This window comes from Thermasporomyces composti (assembly GCF_003386795.1).
Classification (GTDB): Bacteria; Actinomycetota; Actinomycetes; order Propionibacteriales; family Actinopolymorphaceae; genus Thermasporomyces; species Thermasporomyces composti.
On record NZ_QTUC01000001.1, the window covers coordinates 1,238,144 to 1,253,276 of the forward strand.

The 15,133-nt window shown below is 70.0% G+C and carries 10 protein-coding genes; 4 read left to right on the forward strand and 6 right to left on the reverse strand.

The genetic code is table 11. The features are described from left to right. Nucleotides 1-184 precede the first annotated feature (184 nt). The 4 genes from pth to glmU form a co-directional block, all read right to left on the reverse strand. A complete protein-coding gene (pth, locus tag DFJ64_RS05385; protein ID WP_115849451.1) occupies nucleotides 185-778 on the reverse strand; it encodes an aminoacyl-tRNA hydrolase in 594 nt (197 codons plus the stop codon). Nucleotides 779-799: 21 nt separating this feature from the next. Beyond that, nucleotides 800-1,402 carry a 50S ribosomal protein L25/general stress protein Ctc gene (locus DFJ64_RS05390; protein ID WP_115849452.1) on the reverse strand — a complete coding sequence of 201 codons (603 nt, stop codon included), beginning with the start codon at nucleotides 1,400-1,402 and terminating at the stop codon, nucleotides 800-802. A 170-nt stretch (nucleotides 1,403-1,572) separates the two neighbouring features. Further along, a complete protein-coding gene (locus DFJ64_RS05395; RefSeq protein ID WP_115849453.1) occupies nucleotides 1,573-2,553 on the reverse strand; it encodes a ribose-phosphate diphosphokinase in 981 nt (326 codons plus the stop codon). Then, nucleotides 2,550-4,076 (reverse strand): bifunctional UDP-N-acetylglucosamine diphosphorylase/glucosamine-1-phosphate N-acetyltransferase GlmU, encoded by a 1,527-nt coding sequence (glmU, locus tag DFJ64_RS05400; protein WP_281268487.1) that lies wholly within the window; start codon nucleotides 4,074-4,076, stop codon nucleotides 2,550-2,552. Before glmU ends, DFJ64_RS05395 begins: the two co-directional genes overlap by 4 nt. Nucleotides 4,077-4,401: 325 nt before the next feature. Here glmU and otsB point away from each other — a divergent pair, with 325 nt between their 5' ends. From otsB to DFJ64_RS05420, 4 genes are all read left to right on the forward strand, one after another. Further along, nucleotides 4,402-5,208: a trehalose-phosphatase gene (gene otsB / locus DFJ64_RS05405; protein WP_115849454.1), complete on the forward strand. Its 807-nt coding sequence runs from the start codon at nucleotides 4,402-4,404 to the stop codon at nucleotides 5,206-5,208. 151 nt (nucleotides 5,209-5,359) lie between these two features. Beyond that, nucleotides 5,360-7,783 (forward strand): glycoside hydrolase family 65 protein, encoded by a 2,424-nt coding sequence (locus DFJ64_RS05410; RefSeq protein WP_115849455.1) that lies wholly within the window; start codon nucleotides 5,360-5,362, stop codon nucleotides 7,781-7,783. 15 nt (nucleotides 7,784-7,798) lie between these two features. Continuing rightward, nucleotides 7,799-8,608 (forward strand): HAD family hydrolase, encoded by an 810-nt coding sequence (locus DFJ64_RS05415; RefSeq protein WP_115849456.1) that lies wholly within the window; start codon nucleotides 7,799-7,801, stop codon nucleotides 8,606-8,608. A gap of 48 nt (nucleotides 8,609-8,656) precedes the next feature. Beyond that, a complete protein-coding gene (locus DFJ64_RS05420) occupies nucleotides 8,657-11,104 on the forward strand; it encodes a phosphoketolase family protein (RefSeq protein WP_115849457.1) in 2,448 nt (815 codons plus the stop codon). A 20-nt stretch (nucleotides 11,105-11,124) separates the two neighbouring features. On the opposite strand, the gene DFJ64_RS05425 is transcribed toward DFJ64_RS05420, so the two are convergent. Together DFJ64_RS05425 and DFJ64_RS05430 are read right to left on the reverse strand one after the other, a co-directional pair. Then, nucleotides 11,125-12,219, reverse strand: coding sequence for an acetate/propionate family kinase (locus tag DFJ64_RS05425; RefSeq protein ID WP_115851843.1), 1,095 nt, complete (start codon nucleotides 12,217-12,219; stop codon nucleotides 11,125-11,127). A 19-nt stretch (nucleotides 12,220-12,238) separates the two neighbouring features. Further along, nucleotides 12,239-15,025, reverse strand: coding sequence for a cation-translocating P-type ATPase (locus DFJ64_RS05430; protein ID WP_115849458.1), 2,787 nt, complete (start codon nucleotides 15,023-15,025; stop codon nucleotides 12,239-12,241). Nucleotides 15,026-15,133 lie beyond the last annotated feature (108 nt).

Consider the following 15,133-nt stretch of genomic DNA (forward strand, 5'->3'; position numbering starts at 1 on the left):
GCGCCGCGGGCCGGACAGCGACGCGGGGCCCCACAGAGCTGGGCTTCCCCAGAGCTGGTGGACGACACAAAGACGCCGGCCCCGCGCACCCCCCAGACGCGAGGCCGGCGTTCCCCCGTGTGAGGAAACGCCCGACCGGGCGCGCTGGTTGCACGGTCGGCCGACGTGGTAGCGACCAGTCAGGTCAGACGCGCTGCGCGTGGTAGGCGTTCTGGGCCGCTTCGAGTCCGCGCAGCACCAAGGTCTCGACCGCGTCGGCGGCACGGTCGAGGACGAACGGCAGCTCCTTGCGCTCGGCGCTGGAGAAGGGCGACAAGACGAAGTCGGCCGGATCCTGGCGGCCAGGCGGGCGGCCGATCCCGACCCGGACCCGGTAGAAGTCGGCGGTCCCCAGGGACTGCCGGATCGAGCGGATCCCCCGGTGACCGCCATCACCGCCGCCGAACTTCAACCGCAACGCGCCGGGCGCGATGTCGAGCTCGTCGTGGACGACCACGAGCCGGTCAGCGCTGAGCTTGTAGAACGACAGCAGGCTGGCGACCGGACCGCCGGACTCGTTCATGTAGGTCCGCGCCTTGCCCAGGACGACCCGAGTACCCGGAAGCGGGCCGAGTCGTCCTTCGACGACCTCAGCCCGCCCACGAGGATGCGGACGGAACCGCGCACCCATGCGGTCGGCCAGCAGGTCCACCACCATGTGGCCGACGTTGTGTCGATGCGCGGCGTAGGTGGGGCCCGGGTTGCCCAGCCCCACCACGAGCCATCCGCTGGTCGTCATCGAGGACGGCGAGGACGGTGCCTACTCCTGCCCGCCGGACTCGCCAGCGGACTCCTCGCCCTCGGCCTCGGCCTCGACCTGCCCAGCGGTCGGAGCCGCGGTGATGTTGACGATCAAGGTCTCCGGGTCGATCTGGAGCGAGACACCCGCCGGCAGGTTGATGTCGCGAGCGTGGATCTGGGTGCCCACCTCGGCGTCGTGGATCGGGACCTCGATGCTGGTGGGGATGTGCGTGGCTTCAGCCTCGACCGACAGCGTGGTGTGCTCGATGGTCACCAACGTTCCCGGCGCCGCCTCGCCAACGGTCTCCACGGGGACCTCGACGACGACCTTCTCGCCGCGCTTGACGATGAGCAGGTCGACGTGCTCCAGGAAGCCCTTGATCGGGTCCCGCTGGACCTGCTTGGGGATCGCCAGCTCGCTCCGACCGTCCAGGTCGACCTCGAACAGCGCGTTCGGGGTCTTCAGCGCGAGCATCAGCTCGTGGCCGGGCAGCGCGATGTGGACCGGAGCGCTGCCGTGGCCGTACAGGACGGCGGGCACCATGCCCGCGCGTCGGATCCGTCGTGCCGCACCCTTACCGAACTGGGTGCGGGGCTCGGCCTTGATCTTGACCTCGGGCACGGACGCTACTCCTCGACTGGATCACGGTGACGGTGGCGGGATCGCTGCCCGGCGGCACGTGCCAGACCGGCACCGCGTCGATCACGGAGCCGAGGACCGGCATTCCCTCGCCGAGGCAACCCGGCCAGGATATCCCGGCGACGATCGCGGCCGGTGACCAGGTCCGCCGCTCAGCTCGCGCCGCCGAACAGGCTCGTCACCGAGCCGTCCTCGAACACCTCCCGGATCGCCCGGGCGATGAGCGGAGCGATGGACAGCACGGTGAGGTTGTCGAACCGACGCTCCGGCGGGATGGGCAGCGTGTCGGTGACGACGATCTCCCGGATCGGGGCGTTCTTGAGCCGGTCGACCGCGGGGTCGGACAGGACGCCGTGGGTGGCGGCGACCATGACGTCCGCCGCGCCGGCGGCGAGCAGGGCGTCGGCGGCCTTCACCACCGTGCCACCGGTGTCGATCATGTCGTCGACCACCACACAGATGCGCCCCTCGACGTCGCCCACGACGCGGTTGGCGACCACCTGGTTCGGCGCGTTGATGTCCCGGGTCTTGTGGATGAAGGCGAGCGGGCAACCACCCAGCCGGTCCGCCCACTGCTCCGCGACCCGCACTCGACCGGAGTCCGGCGCGACGACCGTGACCTGGCTCGTGTCGACCCGTGACTCGATGTAGGAGGCGAGGATCGGCAACGCCAGCAGGTGGTCGACCGGCCCGTCGAAGAAGCCCTGCACCTGGGCGGTGTGGATGTCGACCGCCATGAGCCGGTGGGCGCCGGCCGTCTTGAGCAGGTCGGCCATCAGCCGCGCCGAGATGGGCTCTCGACCGCGGTGCTTCTTGTCCTGCCGCGCGTAGCCGTAGAACGGCGTCACGACCGTGATCCGCTTCGCCGAGGCCCGCTTCAACGCGTCGACCATGATCAGCTGCTCCATGATCCACTCGTTGATAGGGGCCGGGTGGCTCTGGATCACGAACGCGTCCGAGCCGCGGACGGACTCCTCGAACCGGACATAGATCTCGCCGTTGGCGAAGTTGTACGCCGTGGTGGGCGTCAGCTCCACGCCCAGGAGCCGGGCGACCTCACGCGCGAGCTCGGGGTGGGCTCGCCCGGAGAAGAGCATGAGGGTCTTGTGGGTGGTGCGCTTCAGCCCGGTCACTGCCCTTTCCTTCCCGACCTCTCCTGGCCCGACGTCTCCTGGACGATGCCAGTGTCCCTCGCCCCGTCCTCCGGCGGTCGCGCCTCCTCCGTCCCTTCGACCAGGGCGCGACGAGCCGCCTCCGCCGACGGTGTGCCGGGGCGCTTGCGCTCGACCCATCCCTCGAGGTTGCGCTGGGGTGCGACGTTGATCGCCAACGCGCCCGGAGGGACGTCCTTGCGGATCACGGTGCCGGCACCGCTGTAGGCGCCGTCACCAATGGTCACCGGCGCCACGTACATGTTGTCGGAGCCCATCCGGCAGTGCTTCCCGACCGTGGTCCGGTGCTTCTGCACTCCGTCGTAGTTGACGAAGACCGAGGCGGCGCCAATGTTGGTGCCTTCGCCGATCGTCGCGTCGCCGACGTAGGACAGGTGCGGGACCTTCGCCGCCGGTCCGATGTCGGCGTTCTTCGTCTCGACGAACGTGCCGATCTTGCCGCCCGCACCGAGCCGGGTGCCGGGCCGGAGGTACGCGTAGGGCCCGACGGACGCACCGGGGCCGATCTCGGCCTGCGAGCCGTGTGTGCGGACGACGGTCGCCTCCGGACCCACCACCGTGTCGGTGAGGGTGGTGTCGGGCCCGATCTGGGCGCCGGCGGCCACGCGCGTCGCCCCATGGAGCTGGGTGTGGGGGTGCAGCACCACGTCCGGCTCGAGGGTGACGGTCACGTCCACCCAGGTCGTGGCGGGGTCGACGATGGTGACGCCCGCACGCATCCAACGCTCGAGGACGCGGTCGTTGAGGATGCGCCGGAGCTCGGCCAACTGCACCTGGTCGTTGACGCCGAGGATGTCGCGGTAGTCGTCGGCCACGACGGCGGCGACGCGCTGTCCGTCGCCGTGGAGGATGCCAAGGACGTCGGTGAGGTACTCCTCGCCCTGGCTGTTGTCGGTCTTGAGCCGGGCCAACGCGCCGGCCAGCAGCTCGGCGTCGAACGCGTAGATCCCTGAGTTGATCTCGGTGATCTCGCGCTGCTCCGGCGTCGCGTCCCGGTGCTCGACGATGCTGGTGACCGAGCCGTCGGAGGCTCGGACCACCCGCCCGTAGCCGGTGGGGTCGGGCACGATCGCCGACAGCACCGTCGCCGCCGCGTCCTCGCGGGCGTGGCCCTCGAGCAGGGCGGTCAGCGTCTCGGCGGGCAGCAACGGGACGTCGGCGTAGGTCACGACCACGGTGCCGCGCAGCGCTGGCAGAGCCTCCAGCGCGACGCGGACGGCGTGACCGGTACCACGTTGCTCCTCCTGGACGATCGGCTGCGCCTTCTCGTCCAGCTCGGCGAGGTGGGGAATCACCTGGTCCCGACCATGTCCCACGACCACCGCCAGATGCGTGGGCTGGAGCGCACGAGCGGTGGTGACGACGTGGCCGAGCAGGCTGAGCCCGCCGATCGTGTGGAGGAACTTGGGGGTACGGGACTTCATCCGGGTGCTCTTGCCAGCGGCGAGAACGATCACCGCCGCTGGACTGGTGGAGGCGTTCACGCCGGAAAACTCCTCGGCCTCGCGGGGTTGGACGGGCCACGAGCATAGTCGCGCGCCCTCGCTCACGTGGCCGAGGCCGGCCTTGCGACATCCCGCGGCGACTGTCACGATCACCGACGACATCACCCGCGACGCCTCGATCACCACCATGGGCGACCGAACGTGACGACCCGATCGTCGGCACCGAGGCGAGCGAGAACACGGGGCGCCGGGGACGCCCCGTGACACGCCACACGTCGACGTCGTTGTGTGGGACACCGGTACGTGAGACACCGCCCCGTAGGACGCCGCCACATGGGACGCCGCCACATGGGACACTGTCCCAATGCCGGTGCCCGATCTCGCGCACAGCGTACGCCCGTTGACCCAAGATCCACGCAGCGCGGCGATCTTCTGCGACATCGACGGCACGCTCGCTCCCATCGTCGAGCACCCCTCCCAGGCTCGCGTGCCCACGCAGGTCGCCGAGCGACTTCGTGATCTCGCTCACCGCTACGCACGTGTGGCCTGCGTCTCCGGCCGCCGAGCGGTCGACGCCCGCGGGCTCGTCAGCGTCGACGGCATCGACTACGCGGGCCTGCACGGCGCCGAGATCTTGCGAGCCGGGGAGGACCGTCCACAGCTGGCCCCGTCTGTCGCCGAGTGGGAAGGTCGGGTGCGCGACTTCACCGCCACCTGTGACAACCCGACGTTGCACGCGCTCCAGGTTCGGGTGGAGGACAAGGGACCGATCGTGGCGTTCCACTGGCGAGACGTCCCGGACGAGGAAGGAGCGCACGCCTTCCTCCGCTCGCTCGCACAGCGCGCGAGCGAGGCCGGGTTCGCCACGCACTGGGGACGCAAGGTGCTGGAGATCCGTCCACCCGTGGAGATCAGCAAGGCGCAGGCCGTGCGCGACATGGTGCTCGAGACCCGACCGAAGGTCGCGCTCTACGGTGGAGACGACGCGACCGACCTCGACGCGTTCGCCGCCTTGGACGCCTTGGTCGCGGAAGGTCACCTTGACGACGCGGTGCGCGTGGGCGTGCGCTCGGCCGAAGGTCCCGAGGAGATCGTCCGTCGCGCCGACCTCGTCGTCGACGGAGTGGAAGGCTTCGCCGAGGTGCTTGAGCAGCTCGCCAAGAGTTCCTGAGGTGCGCTCACTCGGTCGCCCTGGTCGCGGATCGGAGTACGTCAGACACAGCGGGGTAGCCTGACAGCGACACCGAAGCGGACAGAGCAGGTGGGCCACATCCTGACAAGTCGGTCGACCCGCCGCGTGCCCGCGAACCGAGGAGGCTTCGGTGAAGGGCTTTCTCCTGACGTACGAGGGGTTCGACCCAGCCACCGAAGGGCTGCGAGAAGCGCTCACCTCGACGGGCAACGGCTACCTGTGCACGCGCGGAGCCGCGGAGTGGGAGGACGCCGACCGGGTGCACTATCCCGGCACCTACGTCCACGGCGCCTACAACCGCGAGACGACGATCCTGGGCGGCCTGCCGGTCCTCAATGAGGACCTGGTCAACTTGCCCAACTGGCTCGTGCTCAAGCTGCGCATCGAGGGTGAGGCGGCGATCCGGCTCGCCGACGTCGAGTTGCTGAGCTATCGGCACGAGTACGACATTCGGCACCCCACCCTCGTTCGTGAGCTACGGTTCCGTGACCACGCGGGGCGGGAGACGACGCTCCGCAGTAGACGCTTCGTCAGCATGGCCGACGTCCACCACGCCGGCTTGGAATGGACGCTTACCCCTGAGAACTGGTCCGGCCGCGTGGAGATCGTCTCGGCACTCGACGGACGCGTGACCAATCGAGGAGTGGCGCGCTACCAGCAGCTGGAGGGACGGCACCTCGACCCGGTCTCACCGCGGACGTTCGGCTCCGAGGTCATCGCGCTCAAGGTGCAGACCCGACAGTCCAACCTCTATGTCAGCGAGGCGGCACGCAATCGGGTCTTCGACCACACCGGGGCGCTGATGGAGGTCCAACGCGACCTCTACCAGATGGAGGACTACATCCAGCAGGCGCTGGGCTTCGACGTCCACCAAGGCTCGCCGGTGCGGCTGGAGAAGATGGTGACGTTCTTCACCTCCCGCGACCCGGCGGCGAGCGACACTCTCGAGCGCGCCGGGACATCCGCCTTGCGGTACGTGGGTTTCGCTGAAGCGCTGCAGCGGCACGTGTCGGCGTGGGACGAGCTGTGGCGCAACTGCGACATCCATGTCCCGAACGACGACCGGGTCCAGCTCCTCCTGCGCACGCACATCAGCCACGTCACCCAGGTCTGCTCGCACCACACCGCCGACCTCGACACCGGCGTCCCAGCACGAGGTCTCAACGGTGAGGCGTACCGAGGGCACGTCTTCTGGGACGAGCTCTACGTCTATCCGTTCCTCAACCTGCGCACCCCTGAGGTTACCCGTTCGCTGCTGATGTACCGCTACCGGCGACTGGGCGAAGCCCAGGCCATGGCGAAGGACGCGGGCTACCGGGGCGCGATGTTCCCCTGGCAGAGCGGAAGCGACGGCAGGGAGGAGACCCAACGTCTGCACCTCAACCCGCTCTCCGGGCGTTGGGAGGAGGACCTCTCCCACAACCAGCGGCACGTCAACGCGGCGATCTTCTACAACATCTGGAACTACGTCCAGGCGACCCGCGACTTGGCCTTTCTCAGTGACTACGGCGCGGAGATGATGCTGGAGATCGCCCGCTTCTGGGCCTCCATCGCCCACTTCAATCCCGAGCGGTCCCGCTACGAGATTCACGGCGTGATGGGGCCGGACGAGTTCCACGAGAAGTATCCCGGCGCGAGCGAGGGCGGACTGAACAACAACGCCTACACCAACGTCATGGTGGCCTGGCTCTGCCAGGTCGCCCAGGACGTCCTCGCCTTGCTCCCCTCGAGCCGCGTCGAGGCCTTGCGTCGCCGTCTCAACCTGCAGGACGAGGAGCTGGATCGGTGGGACGACATGAGCCGGCGCATGTTCGTCCCCTTCCACGGCGACGGCGTCATCAGCCAGTTCGAGGGCTGGGAGAGCTTGGAGGAGCTGGACTGGGACGCCTACCGCGCGAAGTACGGCAACATCCAGCGACTCGATCGGATCCTGCGTGCCGAGGGCGACGACCCGAACCGCTACCAGCTCGCCAAACAGGCGGACGCGGTCATGCTGTTCTTCCTGTTCTCCCCCGACCAGCTGGCGCGGATCTTCGACCGCCTGGGCTACGAGCTCGGTCCGGACACGGCGCGCAAGACCATCGAGTACTACGACCAGCGCACCTCCCACGGCTCCACGCTGAGCTTCGTCACGTACGCGGGCGTCCTCGCCGCGTACGACCCGGCGAGCTCCTGGGAGCGCTTCCTCGTCGCGCTGGAGAGTGACGTCTCCGACATCCAAGGCGGCACCACGCAGGAAGGCATCCACATGGGCGTCATGTCCGGCACGCTCGACTTGGTCCAGCGCAGCTACGCCGGGACGCACATCCAGGGGGACGTCCTGTCGTTCCGGCCCCGGCTCCCCCCGCAACTGCAGCGGTTGCGCTTCGCGATGCAGTTCCGGGGCACACCCATCCAGGTGGAGTTCTCCGACAGCAGCCTGACCGTGTCCGCGCATCCGGAGGGCGCGAGCCGGCCGATCAAGGTGGGTGTCGGGGAGGAGCTGCACGAGCTCTGTCCAGGGGACGCGTGCAGGTTCGCGCTCGACCAGGAGCACGACCTGGTGCGCGGCTGAGACCCGGGAGGCACCATGCCGACACGGTTCGAAGGCGGGATCTTCGACGTCGACGGGGTTCTCGTCCAGTCACCGCACGAGAAGGCATGGCGGGAGTCGCTGCGCGCGTTGATGGAGTCGACCTGGAGCGACATCCGAGACCGCACGACCTGGCGGCCCGAGGCGTTCACTCCACAGGTCTACCAGGAGCAGATGTCCGGCAAGCCCCGCATGGACGGCGCGAGGGCGGCGCTCGCGTACTTCCACGTGCCGGGAGACCTCGACGCCCGCGCCGCCGAGTACGCCGACCGCAAGCAGGCGATGCTGGTCCAGCTCATCGAGGCCGGCGACTTCAGCGCCTACCCGGACGCGTTGCGCTTCATCATCGCCGTGAAGGACAGCGGACTGCGGGTGGCGGCCGCCTCGTCGTCGAAGAACGCCAGGCTGTTCTTGCGCGCGATCCGGCTGGACTCGTTCGCGAGCCGGGAGGGGATCTCCTCTCCGACCGTGCGCCCAGGTCAGACTCTCCTGGGCTACTTCGACGCGGACGTGTCCGGGCGGGACTTCGCCCATGGCAAGCCTCATCCGGACATGTTCCTGGCCGCTGCGGAGGAGCTCGGCGTGGCACCGGAAGCCTCGCTGGTCCTCGAAGACGCCGAGGCGGGCGTCCAGGCAGCGAAGGCGGGCGGCATGGCGGCGATCGGTATCGCTCGAGCCGACGACGCCGAGCTGTTGGTGCGCGCGCACGCAGACCTCGTGGTCACCTCCCTCGACCAGGTCGACGTCGAGGCGCTCGCCGCCGGACGGCTCGCACTGCGCCGCCACGCAGACGAGCGCGGCCGTTGACGGCCCGGCTCTCCCGCCTCGAGCGAGCACACCGACGAAAGGGGCACCATGACCGAGACCGTGGCGCGGAAGGACACGAGAGCCGCCGAGCCGACCACCGGACCTCTCTCGGCCGACGAGCTCGCGCTGATCGACGCGTACTGGCGCGCGGCGAACTACCTCTCGGTGGGCCAGATCTACCTCTTCGACAACCCACTACTGCGCCGGCCGCTTCGGATCGAAGATGTCAAGCCGCGCTTGCTCGGCCACTGGGGCACCACGCCGGGGCTCAACTTCGTCTACGTCCACCTGAACCGCGTGATCAAGCGAGACGACCTCAATGCGATCTTCGTCACCGGTCCGGGGCACGGCGGTCCTGGGATCGTGGCGAACGTCTACCTCGAGGGCACCTACAGCGAGTTCTACCCACACGTCGGCCGAGACGAAGAGGGCCTGCGGAGGCTGTTTCGACAGTTCTCGTTTCCCGGCGGGATTCCCAGCCACGTCGCGGCCGAGATCCCCGGCTCGATCAACGAGGGAGGCGAGCTGGGCTACTCGCTGGCCCACGCCTACGGCGCCGCGTTCGACAACCCCGACCTGCTGGTCTGCTGTGTGGTCGGCGACGGGGAGGCGGAGACCGGCCCGCTGGCGACCAGCTGGCACTCGAACAAGTTCCTCAACCCCCGGACCGACGGAGCCGTCCTGCCGATCCTCCACCTCAACGGGTACAAGATCGCCAACCCGACCTTCCTCGCCCGGATCCCGGAGGACGAGCTGCGCGCGCTCTTCGAGGGCTACGGCTACGCGCCGCGCTTCGTGACCGGGTCGGACCCCACGTCGATGCACCAGCTCATGGCCGCGACGCTCGACGAGGTGCTCGCGGAGATCCGCGCGATCCAGCAGCGGGCGCGGGCCGGCGCGGACTCCTCGCGGCCCCGCTGGCCGATGATCGTGCTGCGGACGCCGAAGGGCTGGACTGGTCCGTCGGAGGTCGACGGGGTGCCGATCGAGGGGACCTTCCGCTCCCACCAGGTTCCGCTGGCCGACCTCGCGCACCGACCCGACCTGCTACGGCGGTTGGAGGAGTGGCTGCGTTCCTACCGACCCGACGAGCTCTTCGACGAGACCGGGGCGCTCCGACCCGAGATCGCCGCACTCGCGCCACGTGGTGACCGTCGCATGGGTGCGAACCCGCACGCCAACGGCGGCTTGCTCACGCGTCCCCTCGAGCTGCCCGACTTCCGCGACTACGCGGTCGACGTCCCCGAGCCCGGCGTCACGACCGCGGAGGCGACCCGCGTGCTCGGCGCTTACCTGCGCGACGTCATCGCCCGCAACCCGACCAACTTCCGCCTCATGGGGCCGGACGAGACCAACTCCAACCGGCTCTCGGCGGTGTTCGAGACGACCGACCGCGCGTGGGTCGCCGAGCGTCTCCCCGAGGACGACCACCTGGCCCCGGACGGGCGGGTCATGGAGGTGCTCAGCGAGCACCTGTGCCAAGGCTGGTTGGAGGGCTACCTGCTGACGGGACGGCACGGGCTGTTCAACTCCTACGAGGCGTTCATCCACATCGTCGACTCGATGTTCAACCAGTTCGCCAAGTGGCTGGAGGTCTCGAACCGCATCCCGTGGCGGCGACCCGTACCGTCGCTGACCTACCTGCTGAGCTCGCACGTGTGGCGGCAAGACCACAACGGTTTCTCCCACCAGGATCCTGGTTTCATCGACATCGCGGTGAACAAGAAGGCGGACGTCATCCGGGTCTATCTCCCGCCGGACGCCAACTGCCTGCTCTCGGTCACCGACCACTGCCTGCGCAGCCGGCAGTACGTCAACATCATCGTGGCGGGCAAGCAGCCCGCGCTGCAGTACCTGTCGATGGAGGAGGCGATCGCCCACTGCGCACGCGGCGTGGGGGTCTGGGAGTGGGCGAGCAACGACGACGGGGACCCCGACGTCGTCCTCGCCTGCGCCGGTGACATCCCCACGCTGGAGACCTTGGCCGCGGCAGCGCTGTTGCGGGAGCACCTTCCCGACCTCAAGGTTCGGGTGGTGAACGTCGTCGACCTCATGCGTCTGCAACCGCCGTCGGAGCACCCCCACGGCCTGCCGGACGCCGAGTTCGACGCGCTCTTCACCCGCGACCGCCCGGTGATCTTCGCCTACCACGGATACCCGTGGCTCATCCACCGCCTCACCTACCGCCGCACCAACCACGACGAGCTCCACGTGCGCGGCTACAAGGAGGAAGGCACCACCACGACGCCGTTCGACATGGTCATGCTGAACGACCTCGACCGGTTCCACCTGGTCATGGACGTCATCGACCGGGTGCCGGGGCTGGCCCAGCGAGCCGTCGGCCTGCGACAGCGCATGGTCGACGAGCGACTGCGCGCGCGGGCGCACACCCGCGAGACCGGTGACGACGCGCCCAAGGTGCGCGACTGGGTGTGGCCGGGATCGCGGCCGCCCGAGCACGCCGGCGTCGACGCGCGGCGGGGCGAACCGGCCTGACCCGCGGTCGCCACGGCGGCTCAGTCTCCGAGCACCGCCCGGACCTCGCGAGCGATCTCGAGGTCCTCGCGCGCGCGAACGACGAGCGTCCGCACCCGTGCGTCCGGCGCGCTCACGTCGACATCGGGGACCGCCCGCGCGTTGGCGTCGACGTCGAGCGCGACACCGAGGAACCCGAGTCCGTCGGCCGCCCGCTGACGGATCACGGCCGCGTTCTCCCCGACCCCGCCGGTGAAGACCAAGACGTCGAGGCCGTCCATGGCCGCCGCCATGGCGGCGATGAGCGCGCGCAGGCGATGGAGGTAGACGTCACGCGCCACCACCGCGTCCCGGTCACCCGCCTCGCTGCGGGCCAGGACCTCGCGCATGTCGGCGGTACCGGCCAGTCCCACGAGACCGGCACGATGCTCGAGCGCGTCAGAGACCTCGCCGACGTCCAGTCCGCCGTGCTCGATCAGCCACAGGAGGAGGCCGGGGTCGACCGTGCCCGAACGGGTGGCCATGACCAGCCCCTCCATCGGCGTGAACCCCATCGTGGTGTCGACGGACCGCCCGTCCCGCACCGCCGCCAACGAGGCACCCGCGCCCAGGTGGCACGTCACCAGGCGCAGCGTGCGAGGGTCCCGCCCCAGCATCTCGCCGGCGCGGCGCGTGGCGTACGCGTGGGAGAGTCCGTGGAAGCCGAACCGCCGCAGCGGGAAGCGTTCGCGCCAGACCCGGGGCAGCGCGTACGTCGCGGCGGCCGCAGGGAGCCCGGCGTGGAAGGCGGTGTCGAAGCAGACCACGCCCGGCGCGTCGGGTAGCGCGTCCTGGACGACGCGCAGCGCGCTGATCGCCGCGGGTTGGTGCAGGGGCGCGAGGTCGGTCAAGGATTCCAGGGCAGCGATGGTCTCGTCGTCCACCCGAGCCGGGCCGTGGAAGCGGGTGCCACCGTGGACGACGCGGTGGCCGACCGCGTCCGCCGGACCCATGCGACGCAAGGCCGCCTCCAGGTGATCGCGGGCGACAGCACCGCGCTCCGCGGGCAGCGCCTCCTCGGCGACGAGCTCGTCGGCGTCACCGAGGAGGCGCAGCTTCAGCGAGCTGGACCCGGCGTTCACGGTCAGGATCCTCACGCGGTACCTCCTCCACACCTCACGCACGCCCTCGGCGCGCCATCAGCTTGCGCAGCTCCTCCGCCCACAGGACCACGCTGGCCAGCCCGGCGCACACCAGCCAGTCGCTGAGTGGCAACGGCACGGTCCGGAACGGCGCGTTGAGGAACGGCACCTGCACGACCGCGATCTGCGCCAGCGCCGAGACGGCGACGGCACCCCACAGCCAGCCATTGCTGAAGAGATGACGGAAGGCGCTCGCGCGGCCTGACCGAGCGTTGAAGCAGTTGAACAGCTGCGCGAACACCAAAGTGGTGAACGCCATCGTCCGGCCGTGGTCGAGGTCACCCACGCCGCCGAGCAACCCGCCGGCGAGGCCGAGGTCGAGTGCGGCCAGCGACACCGCCGCCATCACGAGCCCCACCCACACGATGCCCGTCCACATCTGGCGGTCCACGATCCGGTCGGTGAGCCGACGCGGTGGGCGGCGCATGACGTCCTCGGCGGGCGGGTCGACCCCAATCGCGAGCGCGGGCGCCGCGTCGGTCAGCAGATTGATCCACAGGATTTGCGTGGCGACGAGCGGCACCGCCACCGCATCGCCGGCGCCGGTGAGGCCCAGCACCCCGGCGAGAAGGACGCCGACGAACATCGTCAGCACCTCGCCGATGTTGGACGAGAGCAGGAAGCGCAGGAAGGCGCGGATGTTGGCGAAGATCGAGCGCCCCTCCCGGACGGCGGCGATGATCGTGGCGAAGTTGTCGTCGGCGAGGACCATGTCCGCCGCCTCCTTCGCCACGTCAGTCCCCGCCTGGCCCATCGCGACACCGATGTCGGCGGACTTCAACGCCGGCGCGTCGTTCACCCCGTCACCGGTCATGGCGACGATCGCGCCCCGGGCCTGCAGCGCGTCGACGATCCGCAGCTTGTGCTCCGGCGTCACCCGTGCGTAGACCGACGTCTCGCCCACCGCGACGCGGAAGGCGGCGTCGTCGAGGCTGTCGAGCTCGGCGCCGCTCAGCACCCGGCTCCCGGGTCGGGCGATGGCGAGGTCAGCGGCGATGCGGATGGCCGTCCGCGGGTGGTCACCGGTGATCATCACGACCCGAATGCCCGCGGCGGTCGCCTCGGCGACAGCCGTCCGGGCCTCCGGGCGGGCCGGGTCGAGCATCCCGACGATCCCGAGGAACACCAGGTCCTGCTCCATCGACTCATCCGGCCTGACCTGGTTGTCGGGAAGCCTCCGAGCGGCCACGCCCAGCGTGCGGAGCGACAGATCCGCGAGGCGTTCGACGCTGGCGAGGAGCTCGTCCCGACGCCGAGGCGTCAGGGGACGCTGCCCGCCGGCGATCCGCTCGGCGGTGCAGCGGGCGAGCAGCACGTCCGGCGCGCCTTTCACGGCGAGCACGACACCGCCGTGGTCCGCGTCGGCCACGAGCGTGCTCATCAGCTTGCGCTCCGACGTGAACGGGATTTCCCCCACTCGCCGGAACCGCCGGGCGATCTCCTCCTCCAGGCCCTCGACCTTGCGCACGGCCACGAGGAACGCCACGTCGGTCGGGTCACCGTGCGCGATCCAGTCGCCGCCCTCCTTGCGGAGGACCGCGTCGCTGGCGAGGCGACCGACCGCGAGGACCGCCTTCGCCTCCTCGACCAGGGCCGGCTCCTCGGTGAGGAGCTCGCCCTCGGGGCGGTAACCAGCCCCCGAGACACCGACCTCACCGGAGGGGACCACCACCTTCTCGATGGTCATCTCGTTCCTGGTGAGGGTCCCGGTCTTGTCCGAGCAGACCACGGACGCCGACCCCAGGGTCTCCACGGACGAGAGTCGTTTGACGATCGCCCGCCGCCGCGCCATGCGCTGGACGCCCAGGGCGAGCACCACGGACAGGATCGCCGGGAGGCCTTCCGGAACGGCGGCGACGGCGAGGGACACACCGACCAGCAGCACCGCGACGACGTCGGAGGCCCGCTCGATGTCGGAGGTCACCAGGATCGCGGCCACGACCACGACGGTGATCACCAGCACCGCGACACCCAGTGCCCGCCCGACGTGGGCGGTCTCCCGCTGCAGGGGCGTGCTCTCCTTCCTGGTTCGCCGCAACAGGTGGGCGATCCGCCCCATCTCCGTCGCCATACCGGTGCCGGTCACGACGGCGACGCCACGGCCACGCACGACGGCCGTCCCGGCGAAGACCATGTCGGCTCGGTCGGCGACGCCGACGGACCCGGTCAGGGTCCTGACGTCCTTGACGACAGGCTCACTCTCGCCCGTCAACGCGGCCTCGGAGACCTGCAGAGACGCGGCCCACGCCAACCGCGCGTCGGCCGGAACGGTGTCGCCCTCGTTCAGGACGACGACGTCACCCGGAACCACCTCGGCCGCGGGGATGCGCACCTCACGCCCGTCCCGACGAACCGTGGCCATCGGCGCTGCCATCGCGCGGAGCGCAGCGACCGCGCGCTCGGCGCGCCGTTGCTGGGCGTAGCCGAGCACCCCGTTGAGGAGAAGGATCGCGGTGATCACCACCGCGTCGAACGGCATGCCCCTGGCTCCTTCGACGAACCAGGCGGCGAGCGACACCAGGACCGCGGCGAGGAGGAGGTAGATCAGCGGGTCGGCGAACTGCTGGAGCAGCATGCGCCACGCCGGAGTTCCCGCGGCGGTACGCAGCTGGTTCGGACCGTAGCGCCGCAGCCGGGAGGCTGCCTCGGCCGAGGTGAGGCCGCGTTCGACGTCGGTGTCGAGCTCAGTGACGATCTCGTCCACGTCTCGCCGCCACGCGTCGGGCACCGGGTAGTCGGTAGCGGCCGGCGGGGTTGACATCGATCACTCCCACCCGTGTGCCCAACGGTCGGCGAGCGACCCGTCCGTCGCCCCCAGTCTACGTTCCGAGTCCTTCCTGTCCGGCCGTCAGGTGTCCCAAGCCGCTCG

What these genes read in the sequence shown, in the direction of transcription:
- pth (WP_115849451.1), bottom strand. Translation starts at nt 778, where the DNA reads ATGACGACCAGCGGATGGCTCGTGGTGGGGCTGGGCAACCCGGGCCCC.
- otsB (WP_115849454.1), top strand. Translation starts at nt 4,402, where the DNA reads ATGCCGGTGCCCGATCTCGCGCACAGCGTACGCCCGTTGACCCAAGAT.
- DFJ64_RS05415 (WP_115849456.1), top strand. Translation starts at nt 7,799, where the DNA reads ATGCCGACACGGTTCGAAGGCGGGATCTTCGACGTCGACGGGGTTCTC.
- DFJ64_RS05420 (WP_115849457.1), top strand. Translation starts at nt 8,657, where the DNA reads ATGACCGAGACCGTGGCGCGGAAGGACACGAGAGCCGCCGAGCCGACC.
- DFJ64_RS05430 (WP_115849458.1), bottom strand. Translation starts at nt 15,025, where the DNA reads ATGTCAACCCCGCCGGCCGCTACCGACTACCCGGTGCCCGACGCGTGG.